The 16,337-nt window shown below is 30.7% G+C and carries 14 protein-coding genes; 4 read left to right on the top strand and 10 right to left on the bottom strand.

The window, feature by feature from the left end; translation table 11 throughout:
* Positions 1-76: 76 nt before the first annotated feature.
* Positions 77-1,201 carry a 2-amino-4-hydroxy-6-hydroxymethyldihydropteridine diphosphokinase gene (gene folK, locus SJY27_RS14275; RefSeq protein ID WP_397445545.1) on the top strand — a complete coding sequence of 375 codons (1,125 nt, stop codon included), beginning with the start codon at positions 77-79 and terminating at the stop codon, positions 1,199-1,201.
* A gap of 4 nt (positions 1,202-1,205) precedes the next feature.
* Here the strand turns inward: folK and gldC are convergent, their stop codons facing one another.
* Together gldC and gldB are read right to left on the bottom strand one after the other, a co-directional pair.
* Positions 1,206-1,541 carry a gliding motility protein GldC gene (gene gldC / locus SJY27_RS14270; RefSeq protein ID WP_397445544.1) on the bottom strand — a complete coding sequence of 112 codons (336 nt, stop codon included), beginning with the start codon at positions 1,539-1,541 and terminating at the stop codon, positions 1,206-1,208.
* Positions 1,541-2,500 carry a gliding motility lipoprotein GldB gene (gldB, locus tag SJY27_RS14265; RefSeq protein ID WP_397445543.1) on the bottom strand — a complete coding sequence of 320 codons (960 nt, stop codon included), beginning with the start codon at positions 2,498-2,500 and terminating at the stop codon, positions 1,541-1,543. The genes gldC and gldB overlap by 1 nt, the downstream gene beginning before the upstream one ends.
* Positions 2,501-2,559: 59 nt before the next feature.
* On the opposite strand from gldB, the gene nadE reads away from it, so the two are divergent.
* Positions 2,560-3,348 (top strand): NAD(+) synthase, encoded by a 789-nt coding sequence (nadE, locus tag SJY27_RS14260; RefSeq protein WP_397445542.1) that lies wholly within the window; start codon positions 2,560-2,562, stop codon positions 3,346-3,348.
* A 108-nt stretch (positions 3,349-3,456) separates the two neighbouring features.
* On the opposite strand, the gene SJY27_RS14255 is transcribed toward nadE, so the two are convergent.
* The 3 genes from SJY27_RS14255 to SJY27_RS14245 form a co-directional block, all read right to left on the bottom strand.
* The gene (locus SJY27_RS14255) at positions 3,457-3,588 is read right to left on the bottom strand and encodes a hypothetical protein (protein WP_397445541.1); all 132 of its coding nucleotides are present in this window, start codon (positions 3,586-3,588) and stop codon (positions 3,457-3,459) included.
* A gap of 274 nt (positions 3,589-3,862) precedes the next feature.
* Positions 3,863-5,875, bottom strand: a complete 2,013-nt coding sequence (gene dnaG / locus SJY27_RS14250) for a DNA primase (RefSeq protein ID WP_397445540.1) — start codon at positions 5,873-5,875, stop codon at positions 3,863-3,865.
* Between the two features lie 212 nt (positions 5,876-6,087).
* Positions 6,088-8,271, bottom strand: a complete 2,184-nt coding sequence (locus SJY27_RS14245) for a glutamine synthetase III (protein ID WP_397445539.1) — start codon at positions 8,269-8,271, stop codon at positions 6,088-6,090.
* 168 nt (positions 8,272-8,439) lie between these two features.
* On the opposite strand from SJY27_RS14245, the gene SJY27_RS14240 reads away from it, so the two are divergent.
* Positions 8,440-9,459 carry a glutamine synthetase beta-grasp domain-containing protein gene (locus SJY27_RS14240; protein ID WP_397445538.1) on the top strand — a complete coding sequence of 340 codons (1,020 nt, stop codon included), beginning with the start codon at positions 8,440-8,442 and terminating at the stop codon, positions 9,457-9,459.
* 76 nt (positions 9,460-9,535) lie between these two features.
* Here the strand turns inward: SJY27_RS14240 and SJY27_RS14235 are convergent, their stop codons facing one another.
* Positions 9,536-10,081 carry a DUF4136 domain-containing protein gene (locus SJY27_RS14235; protein ID WP_397445537.1) on the bottom strand — a complete coding sequence of 182 codons (546 nt, stop codon included), beginning with the start codon at positions 10,079-10,081 and terminating at the stop codon, positions 9,536-9,538.
* 262 nt (positions 10,082-10,343) lie between these two features.
* Here SJY27_RS14235 and SJY27_RS14230 point away from each other — a divergent pair, with 262 nt between their 5' ends.
* Complete coding sequence (locus SJY27_RS14230) at positions 10,344-13,898, top strand: methylmalonyl-CoA mutase family protein (protein WP_397445536.1); 3,555 nt, start codon at positions 10,344-10,346, stop codon at positions 13,896-13,898.
* A 351-nt stretch (positions 13,899-14,249) separates the two neighbouring features.
* Here SJY27_RS14230 and SJY27_RS14225 read toward each other — a convergent pair whose 3' ends face one another.
* The 4 genes from SJY27_RS14225 to SJY27_RS14210 form a co-directional block, all read right to left on the bottom strand.
* Entirely contained in the window at positions 14,250-14,630 is a 381-nt protein-coding gene (locus tag SJY27_RS14225) for a hypothetical protein (RefSeq protein WP_397445535.1), read from the bottom strand.
* Positions 14,631-14,632: 2 nt separating this feature from the next.
* Positions 14,633-14,977, bottom strand: a complete 345-nt coding sequence (locus SJY27_RS14220) for a hypothetical protein (protein ID WP_397445534.1) — start codon at positions 14,975-14,977, stop codon at positions 14,633-14,635.
* Between the two features lie 370 nt (positions 14,978-15,347).
* Positions 15,348-15,710, bottom strand: a complete 363-nt coding sequence (locus SJY27_RS14215; RefSeq protein WP_397445533.1) for a hypothetical protein — start codon at positions 15,708-15,710, stop codon at positions 15,348-15,350.
* A 53-nt stretch (positions 15,711-15,763) separates the two neighbouring features.
* On the bottom strand, positions 15,764-16,267 hold the full coding sequence (locus SJY27_RS14210) for a GbsR/MarR family transcriptional regulator (RefSeq protein WP_397445532.1): 504 nt from the start codon (positions 16,265-16,267) through the stop codon (positions 15,764-15,766).
* Positions 16,268-16,337: the final 70 nt, after the last annotated feature.

Here is a 16,337-nt window from a genome sequence, read left to right as displayed (position 1 = left end):
TATGCTTTTTTGTTTCTTTGTAAAAGATATAGGCCTCACTGGTTTTATAAACCTGTGAGGTCTTTTAAACTCATTTTTGAAAAATCAAATCACTACATATCTCTCATTAGGCACAAATCAAGGCAATAAACTTGACAATCTGCAGAACGCAATTTATAAAATAGCAGATAAAGTAGGCTCTGTTTCAAAAATTTCATCGGTTTACAAAACAGCTTCTTGGGGTTTTGAAAGTGATGACTTTTTAAACATATGCATTCAAGTTTCTACAGATATTCCAGCTCAACAACTCATCTTAACACTTTTAAATATAGAAACTGAATTAGGGAGAAAAAGAAAAGAAACCGAAAGCTATACAGATAGAAATATAGACATTGACATTTTATTATTTGATGATGACATTATTTTTTCAAAAAACTTAATAGTACCTCATCCAAAAATGTTAGACCGCAAATTTGTATTGGCACCTTTGGCTGAAATTGCTAGCTTAATTATGCATCCCATAACAAAAACTACCATTGCTAATTGTTTACATAATTGTTCTGATAATTCAGAAATTATTATTGTAAATGAAAAACTAAAAAGACCAATTCCTATTTCAGAGAAGTATAATTATATTGCTATTGAAGGTAATATTGGTGCAGGAAAAACATCTTTAGCCAATATGATGTCTAAAGATTTTAATACGAAACTGGTTTTAGAGCGTTTTGCAGACAATCCTTTTTTACCAAAATTTTATACAGATAAAGAACGTTACGCTTTTCCGTTAGAAATGAGTTTTTTAGCAGATCGATATCAACAACTATCTGATGATTTAGCACAATTAGACTTGTTTAAAAACTTTGTAATTTCAGATTATTATATTTTCAAATCTTTAATATTTGCACAAATTACTTTACAACAAGAAGAATATAAGTTGTACAGAAAAATGTTTGATTTAATGTATAAAGAAATTACAAAACCAGATTTATATGTGTATTTGTATCAAAATACAGAACGTCTTTTAGAAAATATAAAAAAAAGAGGCAGAGCTTATGAACAAAATATTGAAGCCAATTATTTACAGAAAATTCACGATGGCTATAAAAGCTTTATAAGCACACAGCAAAATTTAAACACCTTGGTTATTGATGTATCTGAGATTGACTTTGTAAATCATCCAGAAGATTATCAATCAATCATTCATCAAATTAAAAAAGCCTAGAAAATTACTTTTTCAACTCTAATTTATCAGCAAAATATGCGCAAAAATCGCGCATTGTAGCACTCATTTTAGTATCATCTGTGGCTCTTTCAAAAGTATCTGCCATAGACACTAGCGTTTGATGAAAAAATTGTTTCATCTCATCTACAGGCATATCTTTGGTCCACAAATCCATACGTAATGTATCTTTTTGCTTATGATCCCAAACAGAAATCATTACTGCTTTTGAGGGGTCATTATCAATACCACCATCTTTAGCAAACCAAGAAATTACCTCTGGAACTTTATTTTCGTCTAAACCTATATTGAATTTTACTTCAGAATTATGTTTAATAGCCATTACTTTTTGGGTTTGTATTTTGATTTGTTGAAGATAATATCTTCATCAGTTTTTAATAATTCTTGCAAAGATACATCATTATGTTGCATATAGGCCCTAACAATTTGCCAACCTAACCAAACCCCTATTCTACCTGGCGATAAATTATCTTCTGCCATATAAAACTTAGAGAAAGGTGCATTTTCTATAAAACGTTTATTCAATTTTGTATCTGTAGTAAACAGTATTTTTTTATCGATAAAATACATCCAAACTTGCTCTTCATTAGCAACAGCCCAATTATATTTTTCTGAAGTATAGCCTATCTTTTCTTGATCTGACAAAGCTGGCAAATACCTATCTAATAGGTACATTTTTTTACCTTCATAAATCATTTTATCAATAAATCTTCTTTTATGTAAAGGTGGCGTTTGTTGATTAATTATGGCTTCTGCAACATCTACTATTAAATGTTCTTTGGTATTATTTTCTTTGATGTACTTTGGATAATCTGCATAAAAAGGATGGTTTTTACCTAAATACACATCTAAAGAAACAAGCAACAAACTGTCTGCATAAATTACCCTACTTTCATAATCTATATTGCTTAAAATAGTAACCACTTGAGGAACTGTAAAATTTGGGTTATAAAATTTTACATGTTTAAAAAGTGATTTAAATTGATGCTCTTCTTCCGAAAAATCATTAAATATTTTTTGAGTTTCAGCAAACAACTCTTGCTCTTCGTTGTTATTAATTTTTAATAAAGACAAACTATCTGTAAATTGCTTTGGGAATAAATACGGGTATTTTTCTTTTACGCTAGGTAAGGTTTTTTGATTTGCATTATAGAAATCTACGTCATACCTTTTTATAGAAAAATCAACTTTTATTTTAGAAACATCTATTTGAGAGTATTTTTTATCAATACATGAAAAAAATAGACACAAAACCATTAAAACTGCAAAAAAAAATCTCATATTCTTCGTATCTTAGTAACTCAATTTAAGAACGATAAAAATACTAAAATAGTTTATTAATGAATACCGAAAAAGTAGCTGAATATATTGTAAATTGGTTAAAAGATTATGCCACTAAAGCTAAAGTAAATGGATTTGTAGTTGGAGTTTCTGGAGGAATAGATTCTGCATTAACCTCTACATTATGTGCTAAAACTGGCTTACCAACATTATGTGCAGAAATGCCTATTCATCAAGCACCAAGCCAAGTTTCTAGGGCAGAAGAACATATTAAGCAATTAAAAGATAGGTTTAATAATGTTTCTGAAGTTCGCGTAGATTTAACCTCAACTTTTGAAGATTTTAAATCTGCTACACCAACTGATGACAATGAAGAAAGAGTAAATTTAACTTTAGGAAACACGAGAGCTCGTTTACGAATGACTACCTTGTATTATTTAGCAGGTATAAACAGTGCTTTGGTAGCTGGTACAGGCAATAAAGTAGAAGATTTTGGCGTTGGTTTTTACACCAAATATGGAGATGGTGGTGTAGATGTAAGCCCAATTGCAGATTTAATGAAATCTGAAGTTTATGCACTAGCAGCTCATTTAGGTGTACCCAACTCTATACAAGTGGCACAACCAACTGACGGTTTGTGGGGTGATCATAGAACAGATGAAGATCAAATTGGGGCTTCTTACGACGAATTAGAATGGGCAATGCAAATGCAAGATGCTGGTAAGACCGCCAATGATTTTTCTGGAAGACAGCAAGATGTTTTTAAAATTTATACTCGATTAAATACCATTAACCAACACAAAATGCAACCCATTCCTGTTTGTGAAATTCCTACAGAATTAAAATAAATTTAATTTGTTATTACTCAACTCATAAAAATTGTTTTTAAATAATGCACAAAAAAATACCTTAACTTGATGTAGTTAAGGTATTTTTTTAGTTTTTTGGTTAAATCTTTATAAAAGATTTGCGGCAATCATCATTTTCTTTATTCTTTGTTGAGCTCTTCTTTTAGATCCTTTAGAGATTTCAAATGGAAGAGAAATAAACATCATAACGATTTTTAAAATTTGTACTAGTTTTTTCATAATCTAACCCTTTTTGTTCTTTTTCTTGGCTCAAATGTACATAAAAAGATTTTAATCTGTCAAATTAATTTACAGGAAAAACCCTTTTTATGAAATTTTAAAAAAATACAAACAATTGAAAACCAGTTTTTTTACTCGTTTAACCTATAAAAAAAGGGTTTTTAAGGATTAAAATTTGTGGTAAACATTTTATATTTTTATGAATTTCATAAAAAAACTAAAAAAAAATTAAAATTTAATATCAGTATTTTAACCCAATCCTATTCTTATTTTATTAAACTACTCTATTTAACTTTTCAAAAAGTCTCATCTTTAAATCTGTGTAGTTTTTAATAACTTCTAAATCTATGGTTTTAGAGGTATTTTCTGAAGCTTCTCTCATTAAATCAGTAATTTTTTCACCTATTAAAATTCTTCTTAAGTTAAAAATCGAATCATTTACTGCTTTTTTGAGCACCTCTACAGCTTGGGTAACAAAAATATTTTTGCTTTCCCAATTACTCAATTGATGTTTTTCTTCGTCCATTAAAATAGAGGTAACTGTTTTTGCAATTTCGGTATTGCTGTGATTAATTAGTTGTTCTATTTCAACTTTTTCTGACTGATTTAACTGATGAATAATTTCTGTATAAATTTCTTGAAAAACTGTATTCGAAAACTCAATTTCATCATCTTGTAAGTGCAAATAAATTTCTGCAGAAACTGTATTTTGGTATTTTCTAAACTCAATTTTTTCTCTTCCATCGTCATTAAACGTAATTAATTCTTCCGTAAACTCTACTTCTTCATTACCATATAAGAGTAAAATTCTAATAATTTCATTTTCTAAAATAGATAATTGATTTATTTTTTGAGACGTTACGTTTACAGCCTTTACTACCCCCATTTGCGCTTGCTCTTGCTCCATAAAATATTCTGGTGGAGGCTGGTTTGGGTCTTGTAGTGGGGTGTTTTGCCTTTTGTTAGTTTTACTTTTTTCTTGAATATTCTTCTTTAACAATTGTGCCAACTCACTAAACAAAACACGTTCAGAAATTTCCATAATTCTAGAACATTCTTGCACATACACTTCTCGCTGAATAGAATCTGGAATCTTAGAAATACTGGTTACAATAGCTCTAATAACACTTGCTTTTTTTATGGGGTCGTTATCTGAATCTTTTAATAAAAGTGATACTTTAAAGTTGATAAAATCTTGGGCAGAGTTTTCTAAATACTCTTTTAGTTCTGTATCTGAATGTGATTTTGCAAAGCTATCTGGGTCTTCTCCATCAGGAAATTGAACCACTTTTACATTCATACCTTGCTCAAGAATCAAATCTATTCCACGAATAGAGGCACGAATACCAGCTGCATCACCATCAAATAAAACGGTTATATTTTTGGTAAGTCTGTTTACCAAACGAATTTGATCTGAAGTTAATGCAGTACCTGAAGAAGCTACTACATTTTCGATACCAGATTGATGAAACGAAATGACATCTGTATAACCTTCTACCAAAAAACAATTGTCTTGTTTGGCAATTTCTTTTTTAGCTTGATAAATTCCGTAAAGAATTTTACTCTTATGGTAAATTTCACTTTCTGGAGAGTTTAAATACTTTGCAGCTTTTTTATCTGCAGTTAAAATTCGTCCACCAAAACCCAATACTCGTCCAGACATGGAATGAATAGGAAACATTACACGCCCTTTAAAACGATCGAATTGTTTGTTTTCTTTAACAATGGTTAACCCTGTACTTGCTAAATATTTAATATCATAACCTTTGGCTAAAGCTGCATTTGTAAAATTATCCCATTCATCAATACAATATCCTAAATCAAACTTTTTAATAGTATCGTCTCTAAAACCTCGTTCTTTAAAATAACTTAAACCAATTGCTTTACCTTTATTTGAGTTAAGCATAATATCATGAAAGTATTCTTTGGCAAAATTAGACACCAAAAACATACTTTCTCTTTCATTCATCTGCGCTTTTTCTTCTGATGTTTGCTCGGTTTCTTCAATTTCAATATTGTACTTTTTAGCCAACCATCGTAAAGCTTCTGGATAAGTATAATGTTCGTGTTCCATTAAGAATGAAACAGAATTCCCTCCTTTACCAGTAGAAAAATCTTTCCATATTTGTTTTACTGGTGACACCATAAAAGAAGGCGATTTTTCGTCTGTAAACGGACTTAATCCTTTAAAATTACTTCCTGCTTTTTTTAATTGTACAAATTCACCTATAACCTCTTCTACTCTTGCAGCTTCAAAAACTCGGTCTATGGTACTTCTTGATATCATTCTTTAAATTATTGGAAAGTGTAGCAAATATAAGAAAGAAGTCTACTTTATAAAAAGAAAGACCTCAACTGTACATTGTAAAAGCTATGGGTACATTTTAAGTACTTGATAATAGGTTTTGCGATATGCGTTAGGGATTGGAACGACATCCTTTTTGCTTTTTTTTAGCAAAAAGATATAGTGTAAAGCCCGTTAAAACGCCCTAATAAAAATTATCGTGTAAACAATAATTCTCTGTATTTTGTTAACGGCCATAAATTATCATCTACCATGGTTTCAAGTTTATCACAATGATAACGAATTTGCTCAAAAAAAGGTTTTACCTTATTACAGTATGCTTTTGCAGAATTTAAACCCTCTAACTTATTGGCTTTTTTGCGTTCATTGATCATTTTTAAGGTTAGTGCATTAATTTCTGTAATGTGTTTAGAGATAACCATTATAAATTCTATTTGTTCTTTGGCAATTGTTTTATAATCGTCTCCAAAAATTTCTTTGAGATTTTTGGTGTTTTCTAGCAATGTATTTTGATAATTGATGGCAGTTGGCACAATATGATTTCTAGCCATATCTCCTAAAACTCTACTTTCTATCTGCAAATGCATGGTATACTCTTCTAAGCTTATTTCATAACGCGCTTGCAATTCAACAGCATTCATTACATTCATTTCTTGAAACAAATCAATTGCTGGTTTAGAAATTTTTACCCCTAAAGCTTCTGGTGTTGTTTTATTATTACTTAAACCTCGTTTTTGGGCTTCTTTTTCCCAAGCTTTACCATAACCATCACCTTCAAAACGAATATTTTTTGATGCCTTAATATACTCTCTAAGTACATTAAAAATGGCTTCATCCTTTTTTAAATTTTTACCTTCTATTAAGGCATCTACTTCTAATTTAAATTCTTTTAATTGTTTGGCAACAATAGTATTTAAAACAGTCATTGGTTTTGCACAATTGGCAGATGAACCTACTGCTCTAAACTCAAACTTATTACCTGTAAATGCAAAAGCAGAGGTTCGGTTTCTGTCTGTATTGTCTAATAAAATTTCTGGAATTTTGCCAATAATATTTAGTTTTAAATCTGTTTTTTCTTGTGGTGATAATTTTCCTTTGGTTACATTTTCTAATTCGTCTAAAACTCTAGACAACTGACTGCCAATAAATACTGATATAATTGCAGGTGGTGCTTCATTAGCTCCTAACCTATGATCGTTACTAGCAGAAGCAATCGAAGCTCTTAACAATTCTTCGTTTTCTTGTACCGCTTTTATGGTGTTTACAAAAAAGGTTAAGAATTGTAAATTTTTCATTGGTGTTTTCCCTGGACTCAACAAATTAGTTCCATTTGGGGTTGATAATGACCAATTATTATGTTTCCCAGATCCATTAATACCAACAAATGGTTTTTCATGAAAAAGCACTTTAAAATGATGACGCCTAGAAACTTTTTGCATTACATCCATTAATAAAGAGTTATGGTCTACTGCTAAATTTACTTCTTCAAAAATGGGTGCCAATTCAAACTGATTGGGTGCAACTTCATTATGTCTTGTTTTAACAGGTATACCCAACAACATACATTCTTGCTCAAGGTCTTGCATAAAACTCATGGCTCTAGTTGGTATGCTTCCAAAATAATGATCATCTAATTGCTGACCTTTTGCAGGTATATGCCCCAAAAGCGTTCTGCCTGTCATTAAAATATCTTGTCTTGAATGTGCAAGCGCTTCGTCTATTAAAAAATATTCTTGTTCCCAACCCAAAGTGGCATTTACTTTAGTTGCATTTTTATCAAAATATTTACAAACTGCAGTTGCGTGAGTATCTATGGCTTGTAAAGCTCTTAACAATGGTGTTTTATTGTCTAAAGCTTCACCAGTATAAGACACAAAAATAGTAGGTATGCACAAAGTTGTTTCGTAAATAAATGCTGGTGATGTTGGATCCCAAGCTGTATAACCTCTAGCTTCAAAGGTATTTCTGATTCCTCCATTTGGAAAACTAGAAGCATCTGGCTCTTGTTGCACAAGCTGCTCACCATCAAACTTTTCCATTGCCAAACTACCATTAATAGACTCAAAAAAAGCATCGTGTTTTTCTGCAGTTGCACCAGTTAATGGTTGAAACCAGTGTGTATAATGTGTTGCCCCTTTAGCAATTGCCCAATCTTTCATACTTACAGCAACCTGATCTGCAATTTTTCGGTCTATTCTAGTACCTTTTTCTATGGCATTCATTACACTTTCATACGCAGCTCGAGTAAGATACTGTTGCATAGCATGTTTGTTGAATACATTTTTGCCAAACAAAACTGATCTTTTTTCATTTTCTTGCACTTTTATAGCAGTTCTATTCAATATTTCTTGTAAAGCAGAAAATCTAATTGTTGACATAATATGATTTTTAAAGGGTAATTTTTATTTTTTAAACAAATATACCCTATAAAAAATAGGGATAAAATTATTTTTATTGCATTTTCAATTTTTACCCCCCTTTTTTTTTGATATCAATACAAAAAAAGCCATTTTTGTATCATTAACATCACACAACAATAAATAATTATGGCAAAAATTAAATTAGAATACATTTGGTTAGATGGGTATTATCCTACTCAAAACATGAGAAGTAAGACCAAAGTAGAAGAGCATGAAGATTTTAAAGGAACTGTTGAAGAATTAGGTATGTGGTCTTTTGATGGCTCATCAACAAAACAAGCATCAGGAGGTTCTTCTGACTGTTTATTAAAACCAGTTGCTATTTATCCAGATCCTGCAAGAATTAATGGTTACTTAGTAATGACAGAAGTTTTAAATGCAGATGGTACTCCTCACGTTTCTAATGGTAGAGCTACTATTGATGATGATGATAATGATTTCTGGTTTGGTTTTGAGCAAGAATATTTCATTATGGATAAAGCTACTCAATTACCTTTAGGTTTCCCTGTAGGTGGTTATCCTGCTCCACAAGGAATGTATTACTGTTCTGTAGGTGGTAGAAATACTCATGGTAGAGACTTAGTAGAAGAGCATGCAGATTTATGTATTGATGCTGGTTTAAACTTTGAAGGTATTAATCAAGAAGTTGCATCTGGACAATGGGAATTTCAATTGTTTGCAAAAGGAGCTAAAAAAGCTGGAGATGAAATTTGGATTGCGCGTTATTTATTAGATAGATTAACTGAAAAATACGGTTACTACATAGATTATCATCCAAAACCATTAGGTAAAGATATGGACTGGAATGGTTCTGGTATGCACGCAAACTTCTCAAACTCTATTTTAAGAGAATGTGGTTCTGCAGAGAAGTATGCTGAAATTTGTGAAGCGTTTAGACCAGTTGTAGACGAGCACATTGCTGTTTATGGTGAGTTTAATGATCAACGTTTAACAGGTTTACACGAAACTGCTGCAATTACTGATTTCTCTTGGGGAGTTTCAGATAGAGGAGCATCTATACGTATTCCAATTATCGCTGTAGAAAAAGGATATAAGGGTTGGTTAGAAGATAGAAGACCAGCTTCTAACGCAGATCCATACAAAATTGCTGCAAGAATTATTAAAACTGTTAAACCAGTTAAATAATCTTACACTTTTTTACAACATAAAAAACGCCAACAATAATTTGTTGGCGTTTTTCTTATATGAATATTATAATATTTTATTTTTCTTTTCCTGGTGGAAATCTTGAAATAATTTCTTTTACAAAAAGCTGAATTCGTTCTTGCTTTTTCTCTACGTTATCTATTTTTAAGGCTCCTGTTCCAATTCCCTGCCAAACCAATTCTTTTTTATTTTTATCTATAAAATCTACAAATAATGTACCTTCTGTATATTCACTTACATTAATATTATTGTTATTCATTCCTCCCCACATCCAAGGATTCCAACCCCAACCCCAGCCCCAACTGAAATTGTTATTCTGATTTACATTTACTTGTCTTCTCGATTTTGTGAAAAAACTAACCAACATGTCTGGATTATCAGATTTTGTAAAACCTTGTGCCAATAACTCTGTTTCTAGAGCTCTTAAAACTCGCTTTTTATCTAATGTAGAAATATCTGCTTTATCTATGCCTGTTTTGTAAAACGCAAAAGTTTTATATTGATTAAAATCTACGGCTGTATCGTAATCTGTAACTACTTTTACAGTGTTACAAGATGCTAATAGGAATACACTGAATGTTACAAGGAGGAGTTTTTTCATAATTAGGTAGTTTTTATTATTTAATTAAAATGAGCTCTCTTTCAGCAATTTACAATTAATTTTAATCAATAACTATGCCATACACTCTTGAATAAAATTCAAAAAAATCAATCCATTTGTTTACGACTATTACTTAAAAATAGTTAATTTTTTTATAAAACACACACATTAAATCGTAATCTATTTTTTAAACCTTTAAAGAATTGTAGTTTTTTTTAAGATTTTCTTAAATTGCAAGTCTAAAATCAAACATTTATTACGAATGAAACAAATACCAATATACAAACCTAAACATAAAGTACGTATTGTAACTGCAGCATCTCTTTTTGATGGACATGATGCCTCTATAAATATAATGCGTAGAATTATACAAGCTACAGGAGTTGAAGTAATACATTTAGGCCATGATAGAAGCGTTAAAGAAGTTGTAAACTGTGCCATACAAGAAGATGTAAATGCCATAGCTATAACTTCTTATCAAGGAGGTCATAACGAGTATTTTAAATATATGTTTGATTTATTAGAAGAAAAAGGAGCTGGACACATCAAAATTTTTGGTGGTGGTGGAGGCGTAATTCTGCCAGAAGAAATTAAACAATTGATGGATTATGGAATTACAAGAATTTATGCTCCTGATGATGGACGTGAGTTAGGTTTACAAGGAATGATAAATGATTTGGTAAAGAAGGCTGAAGAATCCCATCCTTACCCTCCCAAAGGGAAGGGAAATGCCTCCCTTAATCCCTCCAAAGGAGGGAAACACTCAAATGGGAAAGTTTGTAATGAAGATGGAGATTGGTTGTTGGAATTAGGTGATGAGAAAGTTTTAGAAAACTTAAAAAATAAAGATGTAAACACAATTGCAAGATTAATTTCATTAGCAGAAAATAATCAAACAGCTTTCGCAAAGATTTTCAAGAAAGATTGGAACTCCTCCCCTTTGGGGAAATTAAAAGGGGCTTCACCCGTTCTTGGAATTACAGGAACTGGTGGTTCTGGAAAATCGTCTTTAGTAGATGAATTAGTCCGTAGATTTTTAATTGATTTTCCTAAAAAAACAATCGGAATTATTTCTGTAGATCCATCCAAAAGAAAAACGGGTGGTGCTTTATTAGGAGATAGAATTAGAATGAACGCAATCAATAACGAACGTGTTTATATGCGTTCTTTAGCAACGCGTCAATCTAACTTAGCATTATCTAAACATGTAAACGAGGCTATTGAAGTTTTAAAAGCAGCTGAATTTGATTTAATCATCTTAGAAACTTCTGGTATTGGACAATCTGATACCGAAATTATAGAACATTCTGATGCTGCTTTATATGTAATGACCCCTGAGTTTGGTGCTGCAACACAATTGGAAAAAATTGATATGTTGGATTTTGCAGACTTGGTAGCCATTAATAAATTTGATAAGAGGGGCGCTTTAGATGCTTTACGTGATGTAAAAAAACAATACATGCGTAACAACAATTTGTGGCATATTCATATGGATGAACTCCCTGTTTTTGGTACAATTGCCTCACAATTTAATGATCCAGGAATGAATGCGTTGTATAAAGCAATTATGGATAAATTGGTTGAAAAAACGGAAGTAGATTTAAAATCAGCAATGGAAATTACTAGAGAAATGTCTGAAAAAATTTATGTGATTCCGCCAAGAAGAGTACGTTATTTATCTGAAATTGCAGAAAGCAATAGAAGTTATGATCTAGATGTAACGCATCAAGTTGCAGTTGCTCAAAAATTATATGGAATTTATCAAACAATACTGTCTGTCATTGCGATTGAAACGAAGCAATCTTTTCTTGTAAAATCTGGATTAGATTCTGATGAGATCCTGAAACAAGTTCAGGATGACAATCAACAATTTGTTAAATTGTTGCTTGCACAATTCGAAAAAGTAAAACTCAACTTAAACCCCTACAACTGGGAAATCATTTTAAATTGGCAAGAAAAGGTTCAGAAATATAAAAATCCTATTTACACATTTAAAGTTCGTGACAAAGAAATCAAAATTGAAACGCACAGCGAGTCTTTATCTCATCAACAAATACCAAAAATTGCGTTACCAAAATACCAAGCTTGGGGAGATTTGTTACAATGGAATCTACAAGAAAATGTGCCTGGAGAATTCCCTTACACATCAGGATTATATCCTTTTAAAAGAACGGGCGAAGACCCAACAAGAATGTTTGCTGGCGAAGGTGGACCAGAAAGAACCAACAGACGTTTTCATTATGTGAGTTTAGGAATGGATGCAAAACGTTTATCTACCGCTTTTGATTCTGTTACTTTATATGGAAATGATCCTGGACACAGACCAGATATTTATGGAAAAATAGGTAATGCAGGCGTTTCTATTTGTTGTTTAGACGATGCCAAAAAATTGTATTCTGGTTTCGATTTAAGTCATGCAATGACTTCGGTTTCTATGACCATTAATGGCCCAGCACCCATGTTGTTAGGTTTTTTTATGAATGCTGCTATTGATCAAAATTGTGAGAAATACATCAAAGCAAATCAATTAGAAGATACAGTGGAAGCAAAACTATCATCCATTTATGACGATAATGGTTTAGATAGACCACAATATTATGGGCAATTACCAGAAGGCAATAATGGTTTAGGGTTGCTACTTCTTGGCATTACTGGTGATATGGTTTTACCTACTGAGGTGTATCAACAAATAAAAAAAGATACTTTAGCCCAAGTTAGAGGAACTGTACAAGCTGATATTTTAAAAGAAGATCAAGCACAAAATACCTGTATTTTTTCTACAGAATTTGCCTTGCGATTAATGGGAGATGTGCAAGAATATTTTATCAAAAAGCAAGTGCGCAATTTTTATTCGGTTTCTATTTCTGGATATCATATTGCTGAAGCTGGTGCAAATCCGATTACACAATTGGCATTAACTTTAGCTAATGGGTTTACCTATGTGGAGTACTATTTAAGTCGTGGAATGGACATCAATAAATTTGGCCCGAATTTATCGTTTTTCTTTTCTAACGGAATTGATCCTGAATATGCTGTAATTGGTAGAGTTGCTCGTAAAATTTGGGCAAAAGCGATGAAAAACAAATACGGAGCCAATTCGAGAGCACAAATGTTAAAATATCATATTCAGACTTCTGGACGTTCTTTACACGCGCAAGAAATTGATTTTAATGATATTAGAACAACCTTGCAAGCCTTGTATGCCATTTATGATAATTGTAATTCTCTGCATACAAATGCTTATGATGAAGCCATTACAACTCCTACAGAAGAATCTGTAAGAAGAGCCATGGCAATTCAATTAATCATTAATAAAGAACTTGGTTTGGCGAAAAACGAAAACCCAATTCAAGGTGCTTTTATTATTGAAGAATTAACGGATTTGGCAGAAGCTGCAGTTTTAGAAGAGTTTGATAGAATTACGGAAAGAGGTGGTGTTTTAGGTGCAATGGAAACCATGTATCAACGTTCTAAAATTCAGGAAGAAAGTTTGTATTATGAGACTTTAAAACACAATGGAGATTTTCCTATTATTGGTGTAAACACGTTTTTGAGTTCTAAAGGTTCGCCTACAGTTTTACCTGCAGAAGTGATTCGCGCTACTGAAACAGAAAAGCAATATCAAATTAAAACAAAAGAAAATCTCCATGAGACACATCAAAATGTAGCTGAACATCAATTGAAAACTTTACAAGAAGCTGCTATTCAGAACGAAAATTTGTTTGATAAACTGATGGAAGCCACAAAAGTGTGTTCTTTAGGACAAATTACTGAAGCTTTATTTAAAGTTGGTGGGCAGTATCGTAGAAATATGTAAAAGGCATTGCCTTTATAGATTTTGTATGACTAGCTTATTACAGTAGAGTTAGAAATGTCATCTAACTCAAATTGAATAGTTTGCATATTTTTTGATAAAATAATTTATAAAATCAGATCTTTCAGGTTTTTAAAACCTGAAAGATCTTCACATAACAATTGCTATTCTAAATAAACACTTGTTTCATCAATTTAAATAAGCCACAAAAGTTTGTTCTTTAGGGTAAATTACTGATGATTTGTTTAAAGTTGGGGGCAGTATAGACGAAATATGTAAAAGACAATGCCTTAATATAATTATAAAAATCCACACAAATTGTGCGGATTTTAAGTTTTTGAGAATCAAAAAAAATTAAGCTAATTCTTTTTTCAATTTCATATTATTCTCTTTACTCGCTTTTCTACCTTTTAAAAAGAAAAGTATAAAAGCAATCATAACTATACCTAAGTAAATAGAGAAGCCTCCTATTTTTCCACTTAAAACTTCAACCATATCTTTATAACCAATTAAGTCATAAATTTTTATAATTCTTAAAGCAAACCCTATATTTAATAGATAAAATCCTATTTTAAAGAGTTTGTTGGTTGCCATAGCAATTTCCTCTTTTTGGTTAAAAATGTCCAACATAAAAATTTTACTATTCTTAAATAATTGTTGAGAAACCAAAGTTGTTAAACCAATTGCGATTGGTAAATAAATAATGTAAGCGATTAATTCTAATGAAGTGTTCATAATTATTGATTTTTAAGGTGTTTGTGAATGATATATACTGTATAAATATTTATAAAGTGAAGTGTTGCAATGATGAGCAAGATAAAACTCAATCTTTGCGAAATTTCTAAAATTGCGGTTACTATATTTTTTATGTTTTTAATTGAATTCAATGTCCATATAGCCAAACCAATATTCAATAAATAATATGCGATTCTTAGTAGTTTGTTGATGCCATTTCCAAAATTAATGTCATTTGGAAAATAACTTAAAATATATACTTTTCCGTTTTTATAGCAGACATTACCAACGTAAATCACGATTAAAATAGAGATTAAAATGTATGCTATGTATGTGATTTGATTCATAATTCTTGTTTGATTGATTCAATAATATAAGTCCAAAAAAATGCGAGGATAATTGGACTTAATCCATAAATAACTTCAAAAACCAATTGTTTAAATGAAATTTTAAATAATTCAAACAAAAAGAAATAACTTAAAAAATACATTGAAACAAGAGATATGTATGTTATAGTATTGGTTACTTGTTTTTTTGATATCCTTTTGAACAGAAATAGAGTTATGAAGAAAGAAGTTAGTTGACAAATTCCGAGTATAAACCCTGCATATGCTGAGATTACAAAAAAATCATTGTTAAATAGAGATATAACCAAGAATATCATAAAGTATGTCATGATTACTCTATTAATCCATTTCATAAGTGTAATTATATTTTTCATAAGTTTTGATTTTTATTAATATAATGTTGCTTCTGAAAAACAAAGCAGATATACACAAGGTAAACAGCAAGCAGGAATGGGATTGGTGCAATTAATTCAGCTAAAAATTCAAAACTATTTGGCAAAACTGAAATTATTAGAAAAAAAATCACACATCCAAAAATGATAAGAAAGTAAATGGATAATAATTTTTGATTTTTATCACTGATTTTATTTCTTTTAGTCACAAAATATAAAGCAGTTATCACTTGAATAATAGCTAAAGGAACTATTGTTATAATAAGAAATAATGGATTTATAAAAGCTGAAATAATTACTAATATTAGTATTATCAAATTTGTATAATAAATTAATTTCATATTTATATTTTTAAAACTTTCAGAAATTATTGAAAGTTTATATTTAAATTTTTTTACTTTTTTATAACTTTAGTAAAGTTAGATAATAACCAATGTTCATCCGCTTTTATAGCTTTGTCTAAAATGTTATTTACGGTTGTAGTTACTTTAGATAAATCACCTAATACCTTTTTAAACTCATGCCCTTCTTCAGTATCATCATCTATTTCTTGTAAATCTGCTAATACTTTTAAAACAGGTTCTATTTCTCGTTTTTTACGTTCTTTCGTAATTTGTTTAAACAGTTCCCACATATCTTTATTAGCAACAAAAAACTCTTTACGCTCGCCTACTACAAATTTTTTTTGCACAATTCCCCAATCAATCAAAGCACGAACGTTCATATTTACATTACCTCTAGAAATTTGCAACGTTTCCATTATATCTTCAGCAGACATTGGCTTAGTAGATACCAATAACAACGCATGCACTTGTGCCATGGTTTTATTAATTCCCCAAGAAGTTGCTAAGCTCCCCCAAGTATGAATGTATTTTAATTTTGCATCCTCTAATTTCATAAGACAAATATACAGTTTATTTTTATACTTTCAATAATTATTGAAAGTAAAATAATTTTAAATATTTTCT

The organism is Polaribacter sp. R77954, assembly GCF_044595335.1.
Taxonomy (GTDB): domain Bacteria; phylum Bacteroidota; class Bacteroidia; order Flavobacteriales; family Flavobacteriaceae; genus Polaribacter.
This window is presented reverse-complemented; position numbering and strand designations above follow the sequence as displayed.